Origin of the sequence: Dyella sp., assembly GCF_035685885.1 — a bacterium.
Taxonomy (GTDB): Bacteria; Pseudomonadota; Gammaproteobacteria; order Xanthomonadales; family Rhodanobacteraceae; genus Dyella.
The window spans coordinates 1-8,882 of sequence record NZ_DASRZX010000061.1 but is presented as its reverse complement, the minus strand read 5'-3'; the positions used below and the strand labels follow the sequence as shown (position 1 = coordinate 8,882).

General features: G+C 64.8%; 5 protein-coding genes. All 5 read left to right on the top strand.

Annotated elements, in window-relative coordinates; translation table 11 throughout:
- On the top strand, positions 1-458 hold a 458-nt coding region (locus VFG49_RS07870), incomplete at its 5' end, for a glucokinase (protein WP_324859178.1).
- On the top strand, positions 455-2,791 hold the full coding sequence (locus VFG49_RS07865) for a beta-N-acetylhexosaminidase (protein WP_324859176.1): 2,337 nt from the start codon (positions 455-457) through the stop codon (positions 2,789-2,791). The genes VFG49_RS07870 and VFG49_RS07865, both read left to right, overlap by 4 nt.
- Before the next feature lie 191 nt (positions 2,792-2,982).
- A complete protein-coding gene (locus tag VFG49_RS07860) occupies positions 2,983-6,201 on the top strand; it encodes a TonB-dependent receptor (RefSeq protein WP_324859174.1) in 3,219 nt (1,072 codons plus the stop codon).
- A 116-nt stretch (positions 6,202-6,317) separates the two neighbouring features.
- A complete protein-coding gene (locus tag VFG49_RS07855; RefSeq protein WP_324859171.1) occupies positions 6,318-7,751 on the top strand; it encodes an APC family permease in 1,434 nt (477 codons plus the stop codon).
- 4 nt (positions 7,752-7,755) lie between these two features.
- The coding region (locus VFG49_RS07850) for a glycosyl hydrolase 2 galactose-binding domain-containing protein (RefSeq protein ID WP_324859169.1) at positions 7,756-8,882 on the top strand (1,127 nt) is incomplete at its 3' end.

Sequence of the window (8,882 nt, the reverse complement as noted above, 5' to 3'; positions counted from 1 at the left end):
GCTACGTGCCGTTCGAGTACATCGTGTCGGGTCCGGGCCTGCTGACCATCTACGAAACCCTGTGCACGCTGCAGGCAACACCGCCCATGCTGGCGACGCCTGAAGCCGTTACCGCGGCCGCCGTGGCGGGCAGCGATGCGCGGGCGGTGGAAGCGGTGGACATGTTCTGCGCTTCATTGGGAAGCTTTGCCGGCAACCTCGCTATGGCCTTCATGGCCACCGGCGGCGTGACGCTGGCCGGCGGGTTCCTGTCCTCGATATTCGAACTGCTTGAGCGCAGCGCGTTCGAAGAACGCTTCCTGCACGGACGCAGCGCACGCGCGCTGCTGTCACAAGTGCCCGTGCGGGTGACGGAGCATGGTCCCCACGGCGTGCAGGGCGCGGCCCATTGGTATCTCAGGCACGGCGCGGCGAATGCAACGGCGCCGCACGCCGTTGCAGGCGGAGCGGGCGCATGAGCCGCGTCGCCTCATCAAGGTTTCTTCGCTGCGTGGTCAGCGCGTGGCTGGTGGTCGCGGGCGCGGCGGTGGCGGCGCCGGCAGTAGCGCCCTGGTCGTTGCTGCCGTTGCCGGCAAAGGCAAACCCGGCTAAATCGGGCGCCACTGAAATCGCCGACGGCGCCGTGGTCCAAGTGAACGGCGGGGAAGACCAGGCACTGCAGTCCATCGCAGAGCGATTCGTGCAACGCGTGGCCGACACCCATGGCCTGCACCTGCGTGTGGCGACGGCAAGCAATGCGCGCGCGGCGATCACCTTCGAGGTCGATCCCTCCGCGAACATCGCCGACGAGAGCGGCTATCGCATCAACGTGGACACCAGCGGCATCCGGGTGACATCGCGCACGCCGCGCGGTGCGTTCTACGGCAGCGTCACCCTGTGGCAATTGCTGACGCCCGCTGGATGGACGCGCGGCGCGCCGGTGGCGGTCGCGCATGGCGTCATCGATGACCATCCGCGTTTCGCGTGGCGCGCGCTGCTGCTGGATTCCGGGCGGCATTACCAGAGCGTGGCCGACATCAAGCGGTTGATCGACTGGATGTCGCTGCACAAATTGAACGTGCTGCTCTGGCACATTACCGAAGACCAGGGTTGGCGCCTGGAGATTCCCAAGTATCCCGAGCTCACGAAGATCGGCGCCTGTCGCGCGGCGATGGGCCTGGACAGCGAACTGACCGATTCCCCTGGGCAGCCGTATTGCGGCGTCTACACCGAAGCCGACGCGCGAGACATCGTGCGCTATGCCGCCGAGCGTTATGTGGACGTGGTGCCGGAGTTCGATCTGCCCGGACATTCGCAGGCCGCCATCGCCGCGTATCCGCGGCTGGGCGTTACCGGCAAGCGCCCGTCCGTGTGGACGGATTGGGGCGTCAGCCCGTGGCTGCTCAAGCCCGACGAGAAGACCCTGCAGTTTGTCGATGACGTGCTCGACGAGATGATGCAGCTGTTTCCCTCGCGCTATATCTCCATCGGTGGCGACGAGGCGGACAAGCAGCAGTGGAATGCATCGCCGGAAGTGCGCGCGCAGATGCACACCCTTGGCCTGAAGAACATGGACCAGCTGCAAAGCTGGTTCACCAACCAGGTTGCCGCGCATCTCATCAAGCATGGGCGCACGCCGGTGGGTTGGGACGACGAGCTGGTTGCCGGCGCGACGCTTCCGACATCGGAACTGGTGATGTCCTGGCACGGCGACGACAACGAGCGCGTGGCGCTGGATGCCATCCGGCAGGGCCACGACGTGGTGATGACGCCGCAGGAATCGCTTTACTTCGACCACGTGCAGTCCGATCTGCCGGACGAATGGCCGGGGCCGCCGCCCGCGGCGAACTTGCGTCAGGCCTATGACACGGTGGTGATCCCGACGGGTGCGAGCGCAGCCGAAGCGCGGCACGTCGTCGGTGTGCAGGCGGGCCTGTGGGCCGAGCAGATGCTCACCTTTGCGCACGACCAGCACGCGGTGTTCCCGCGTATCGCGGCGCTGTCCGAACTGGGCTGGTCGCCGCCGGACGCACGCGACTGGAACGGTTTCCTGCAGCGCCTGCCCGCGGAACTGGCGCGCTACCGCGCGCTGGGCATCGACTATGCCGACAGCGCCTTCGCTCCCGTGTTTCAGGTGGCGGCGGAGGGCAGGAGTGGTTTCCGTGTCGCGCTATCCAATCAGGCGGCGTTCGGCACGATCCGTTACACGACGGATGGTTCCGTGCCGAGCCGGCAGTCCACCGCATACGCCAAGCCGCTCACGCTGGCGCTCAACACCACCTTGCGTGCGGCCACGTTTGCGCCGGACGGATTCGAGCTTGCGGCGCCACGTTCGCAGGTGCTGGACGAAGCCACCTTGCTCGGCCGCGATGGCAGCGCGTTGGCAACGTGCTCCACGCAGCCGGCCTCGCGTCTGGATGGCGCCAAGCCGGCGCAGGGGCCACGGCCGATCTATTCGGTGGACATCGGCAACGCGTGCTGGCTATGGCCGCGCGCGCCGCTGGATGGTGTCAGCCATGTCGCGATCACTGTCGAGCGCATCCCCTGGCGCTTCGGTGACGAAGCCAAGGACGCCGTGGTGCGCCGCAAGGCCAGCGCCGCCGGCGAGTTCGAGATCCATGCCGATGCCTGCACGGGGCCTCTGCTTGCCCGCTTGCCGCTGGAGAACGCGGTGCAGGCACACGGACAAGTGCGTATCGATGGAAACGTCGCCTTGCCGGCGGGGGCCGGCGTTCGCGACGTGTGTGTCTTCGCCACCGGCGATCCACGCGATGGCCAGTGGGCGTTGGCGCGGATGGTGTTTTCGAAATAGGCAGCAAGCGGGACGGGGGTCCCGCGTAGTGCAACGGGAGAGCGGCCGGGGCTCGCGTAGTCGCGGTTGGGGATATTGAGAGGTTGCATCACGACGGCGTGCGGAACGGCAGGAACCGCCGGGCTGTACGCGTTCTGCAATTCCACGAAGCACCTGAGGTTAGACAGGCAACACCAACGAGGTCAAAGCCCATGTCCACCGTACTTCGCAAGCATCCATTGTCATTTGCCATTACCGCGTCGTTGTTCGCGATCGTGTCGACATCGGCGTCTGCGTCGACCTTCGCCGATATGCAGGCGGATGGCCCGGCACCGCAGGTTTCCGCGGCGCAGACGACGCCCGCGCAAACCGCGCCGGCACCGTCATCGCCCGACGCCAGGAAGGCCGACACCAAGGCCACCACCGACGCCGAGAAGAACGCGGCCACGCTGGCGACCGTGAACGTCTCCGGTGTGCGCGCATCGCAGATGCGCGCCATCGACCTCAAGCGCGATGCGTCCAATATCCAGGACAGCATCACGGCGGAGAACATCGGCGCGCTGCCCGACACCACCATCACGGACTCGCTGCAGCGCGTTACCGGCGTGCAGATCAACCGTGACGCCGGCGTGGGTACTTCGGTCGATGTGCGCGGCCTGCCGCAAGTTGGCACCATGTTGAATGGCGAAGTGTTCATCACCGCGGACCAGATCGACTCGCAGCAGCCCGACTTCACCATGCTGCCGTCCACGCTGTTCCACGGCGTGGACGTGATCAAGTCGACCACGGCCAGCACCACCGACGGCGGCATCAGCGGCGCCATCGACCTGCACACCTACCGGCCGTGGGATCTTCCCACCGGATTCACCTACAGCTATTCCGCCAACGGGCAGCGTGGCAACACCACCGACCATCTGGGGCCCGAAGCCAACGGCCTTGTTTCGTTCAACGACGATGGCCATTGGGGCCTGCTGGTTGCCGCCGACTTCTCCAACACGCGGCGCATGAACGCCACCGAGGGCCTTGACCAGTACGGCGTGGTGCTCAACGGCGAGAACGCCGCCGGTGCAGGCGGCTACAACGGATTTCTCACGCCGTGGAATGGCGCGCCGATTCCGTCGAAGATCGTGCAGAACGCCGACGGCAGCGTGGATGTCAACGGCGATGGCAAGTCCAACGGCGTGTTCATGGGCAGCCAGGACATCGGCCTCAACGACATCACCACGCAGCGCAAGCGCAAGTCCGGCAATGCCTCGTTCCAGATGGACCTGGGCAGCGGCTTCAGCGTGACCAGCGATTACTTCTACTCGCAGCAGCGCCAGTACGATCGCAACGTCGGCATGCAGATCAACTCCACCAACTGGCAGGGCGCCACCTACGTACCGCTGCAGTCGCGCAATACCGGCAGCCCCGCGCTCGGCTCCTACGGCACGCCGGAGCCGGGCTGGGAAGGCTCGCAGATCTACACCACGCAGGTGTACGAGAAGTGGCCGGGCGACGTGGAGTCGTATTCGTCGATCATCCAGAAGAGTTCCGTCGCCAAGAACTTCAACCTGCAGCTGGACTACGACAATGGCGGTCCGTTCACGGCCAGCCTGCGCGGCATCCACGACACCGCCTCGCAGTCGAACCAGGAAACCGACATCAACGTTTCCGATTCCGATGGCGCGCTGTGGCCCAACGTGCTGATGGACGGCGTGCCCGATGACGCCGTGCCGCCGGGCACGATGGTCTATCCGGCGGAGCTGGGCGGCAACCGCGTGTTCAACGCCAACGGCATTCCGCAGAACACGGTACCGGTGATCGCGAACTTCGGCGGTCGCTACATCAAGATCAGCATGCCCTCGTCGCTGGCCGCCGATTTCGCCAACCCCAACGCCTGGACGATGAAGACCATCGAATCCTCCGGCGACTACGACCGCAAGGTGGCGTTGAACGCCTTGCGCTTCGACGGTGCCTACGATTTCCAGGACGGCTTCAAGTTGAAATTCGGCGTGCGCAACAGCATCCGCAATGCCGACAACGAAGGCTGGACGCTCGAGGCACCGGTCTACGCAGGCATCGGCGCCAGCGATCCGAACGGATGCCTGGTGCGCTACGTCGGCGCCGACGTGGTGTTGAACAGCGGTTCGTGCACGGCGGGCAACGACGTGGGCTACTTCCGCGCCGGGCCGCTGTCCGCGTTGCAGATGCCCAATACGGCCACGCCGCTGTCGAGCAACTGGAAGCAGTACAACAACCTGCTCGGCTCGGGCATCAATTTCTGGGCGATCGATCCGTCGGCGATGATCAATCCGGTGTCGTACTGGAATTCGCTGTATCCGGGCACGCAGAAGGTGGCGGAGCCGGGCACGACCTGGGGCGTCCGGTTGAAGGAGTTGACCGGTTACCTGCAGGGCGACTTCAACGGTACCCTCGGCGACATGACCTACAGCGGCAACGTGGGCGTGCGCCTCATCCGCACCAACCTGGACGTGACCCAGCACTTGAGCGGTGACCCGGGCGCTTATGGCGATGAGCCTGCCGATGTCGGCAACGCCGTCACCAAGCGCAGCTACCAGGACGTATTGCCCTCGGCCAACTTCTCGCTGGATCTGACCGAGGCCCTGAAGCTTCGACTGGCCTATTCCAAGAACATGATGCCGCTGGATCTCAGCACCTGGGGCGGCGGACTGCAGTTGAACTACTCGCTGGCGGAGACGCCGGACGGACCGATCTTCCGCGTGTCCAACGGCCAGTCGAGCGGCAACCCGAACCTTGATCCGTGGCGCTCCACCAACTACGGCGCATCGCTGGAGTACTACATCAACCCCACCAGCATGCTCAGCCTGGCGTTGTTCCGCATCAACGTGGACAGCTTCATCAAGAACGGCAGCGTGACCAACTGCACCTTGCCGGACGAAGATGGCGTGGTCCGCGATCACTGCATCGTGATCAACGAGCCCGTGCAGGGCACCGGCAACAGCATCCACGGCGCGGAGTTCGATTACCGCCAGGGCTTCACCTTCCTGCCGAGCTTCCTGTCCAAGACGGGCATCGAGATCAACGCCACCTATGCGCCCAGCAATTCGGGCGAGAAGGATCTTGCCGGCAAGGACATCCCGTTCCAGGACAACTCCACCAAGTCCGGCAACTTCATCGTGTGGTACCAGGACGACCACTTCCAGGCGCGCCTTGCCTACAACTACCGCTCGCGTCGCGCGGTGATGGACAGCGTGGGCGGCATCACCGGCATGGAGATGTACGAAGCGCCGCAGAAGTATCTCGATGCGTCGATCTCGTACAAGTTCAACAAGTACGCCGAAGTGTTCCTCGATGGCACCAACCTCACCAACGAGTACCAGAAGTACTACCTGGTGTGGCCCGACCAGCCCGGACACTCGACGTTCTCCGAACGCATGTTCATGCTTGGCGTACGCGGTCAGTGGTAACGGAGCATGACCCCTCGCATGTTCCGGCGTGACAGCGGACCCATTCCCGCGTTTGCGGGAATGGGTCCGGCCTGACGTGGGCTCGAGTACGCGGTAACCGATTCGTTCTTCGGGGCATGGTGTTCGATGCCCCGTTCGCCACCCATCACGACAAGGCAAGCATGCAGGACTCCAGCGCGCCCAAGCCCGTTCGCGACAACGCCTTCCATCGTTCGATCGGGGTGTTCTCGGGAACCGCGATCAACATGACCCAGATGTGCGGCATCGGGCCGTTCATCACCATTCCCATCATGGTCGCCGCGATGGGTGGCCCGCAGGCGGTCATCGGCTGGATTGCCGGCGCCATCCTGGCCATGGCCGATGGCCTGGTGTGGGCCGAACTTGGCGCGGCCATGCCCGGTTCCGGCGGCACCTATGTGTATCTGCGCGAGGCGTTCCAGTACCGCACCGGCAAGCTGATGCCGTTCCTTTTCATCTGGACGATGCTGCTGGCTATTCCCTTGCTGATGTCCACGGGCATCATCGGCATGGCGGAATACCTGGGGTTCTTCTTCCCCAACCTGGGCTGGTGGACGGTGCATCTGGTGAGCCTCGCGGCAACCGCCGTGGTCACCTGGCTGTTGTATCGCCGCATCGAGTCGGTGCGCGCGATCACCATCGCGTTGTGGATCATCATGCTGGTCTCGGTCATCGGCGTGGCGGCGGCGGGTTTCTCGCATTTCAATGCGAACTACGCGTTCGCTTATCCGGCGGACACCTTTGGCAGCCATTTCTTCGTGGGTCTGGGCGCGGGCCTGATCATCGGCATCTACGACTATCTCGGCTACAACACCACCGCCTACATCGGCGACGAGTTGCGCAACCCGGGTCGGACGATGCCGGCCTCCATCATCATCTCGGTGATCGCGATGATGTTCGTCTACCTGCTGCTCAACATCAGCGTGCTGGGCGTGGCGCCGTGGCAGGAGATCGCGCAGTCCAAGTCGGTGGCCTCGCTGGTGGTGGAGCGCAGCTGGGGCCACCTGGCCGCCGCCGTGATGACCGTGCTCATCATCGTCACCGCCTTCGCGTCGGTGTTCACCGGCCTGCTGGGCGGCTCGCGCGTGCCGTTCCAGGCGGCGCAGGACAAGGTGTTCCTGTCCGTGTTCGGCAAGCTGCACGCCAGGCATGGTTTTCCGCACGTGGCCCTGCTCACCATGGGCGTAGTGACGGCCATCGGCACGTTCTTCGACCTCACCGAAGTCATCAACATGCTGCTCGCCGCGACCATCATCGTGCAGTCCCTCGCGCAGATCGCAGCGTTGGTCGTGCTGCGCAAGCGCCAACCGAATCTTGAACGTCCGTACAAGCAATGGCTTTATCCGGTGCCCTGCGTGATCGCGGTGGTGGGCTGGATCTACGTGTATGTCTCGGCGTCCACGCTGTCACTGATCCTCTCCGGCCTGTGGATCGTTGCCGGCCTGGTGGTGTTTGCGATCTGGGCCAGGGTCAACCGATCCTGGCCGTTCGCGCCGGTGGAAGTACGCGAAACCTATCTTGGGAAACAGTGACGCCATGCAGACTCCAGCCAGGCACGCGTTTTGGATGATGGCCGCGATGGCGGCGCCGCTTGCGGTCGCGCAGACGGCCTACGTGCCCACGCAGGTGGCTGCGGATGCCGGCACCGTCACCGCCATAGACCACTGGCAGATCCAGGACAGCGCGAAGGCGCAACAGGGCGGCGCCGATATTTCCGCGGCCGGCTTCTCCACCAAGGAGTGGTATCCGGTGAGTGGCCGCGCGACGGTCATGGCGGGGCTGCTGGAAAACAGCGCGTTCAAATTCGATGTGTTCCACAGCGACAACCTGCGCGCCGTGCAGGTGCCCGAAGCGAGCGGCAACCTGTTCGTGACGCCCTGGTGGTACCGCGCTGGATTCACGCTGTCGAAAGCGTCAGCAGGGCGGCACACGCTGCTGCGCGCGAACGGCATGATCGCGAGCGCCGACCTGTGGGTGAACGGACATCCGGTGGCGGACCACGCGGAGTTCGCCGGTGCTTATCCGGTGCGCGAGATCGACGTCACGCGTTGGGTGCGCGCAGGCGCCAACACGCTCGCCATGCAGGTGCATCCAGGCGATCCACGGGAGAGCCTGTCGATCGGCTGGGTGGACTGGAACCCCACACCGCCGGACAACAACATGGGTCCGTGGCGTGGCGTAGACATCGTGCAGACCGGCCCCGTCCAGTTGAGTTATCCCCACGTACGTTCAACGCTGCCGCTGCCCGATCTCTCGCGCGCCACGCTGGACGTGACTGTGGAGGCGAAGAACCTTGACTCGACGGAACACGACGTGACCGTCTCCGGCACCGTCGCCGACGTTTCCCTCCAGCAGACCGTGCACCTCGCACCGGGACAAACGCAGGTCGTTTCGTTCTCGTCCAAGACAACCCCGGGCCTCGCGCTGGATCACCCCAAGATCTGGTGGCCGGTCGGCATGGGCGACCATCCGCTCTATCAGTTGGAGATGACTGCCACCGTCGACGGCGCCGTTTCCGACCGGGCGAAAGCGACGTTCGGCATACGCAGCGTTAGCTCGAACCTCACCAAGCAGGGCTATCGGCAGTTCTTCGTCAACGGCAAGCCCTTGCTGATCCGCGGTGGCGGCTGGGCGCCGGACATGTTCCTGCGCGATGACCCCGC